The sequence below is a fragment of the Pseudomonas persica genome (genome assembly GCF_900291015.1).
Taxonomy (GTDB): Bacteria; Pseudomonadota; Gammaproteobacteria; order Pseudomonadales; family Pseudomonadaceae; genus Aquipseudomonas.
In genome coordinates, this window is sequence record NZ_OLKL01000207.1 from 1 (window position 1) to 260 (window position 260).

At 60.0% G+C, this 260-nt stretch carries 1 protein-coding gene; it reads right to left on the minus strand.

Annotation, left to right across the window (positions count from 1 at the left end; translation table 11 throughout):
* Positions 1–260, minus strand: a 260-nt coding sequence (locus tag FQ664_RS26290; protein WP_256676109.1) for a protoglobin domain-containing protein, incomplete at both ends; no start/stop codon positions are given.

The window sequence follows — 260 nt, forward strand, 5'->3', positions numbered from 1 at the left end:
TGCCAGTCCCACAGCCCGTCGTTGGCACCGCGCAGCGCGCGGGCGAAGCGAGCCTCACTATCTTCCAGCGCCTTGTGCTGAGCCGCACTGTAGGTATCGATGGCCAGCGTCATGTCGAAGAACACCGCCTTCAACAGGCTTGAATAGAGCGTGGCATCCGGGCTGTCGCCGAACACGCTTTCAAGCATGTCGTCGAGGTAAAGCCGATAGCTGCCGAGATACCACTTCAGCTCCAGCCCGATCTGCTGATGGATTACACC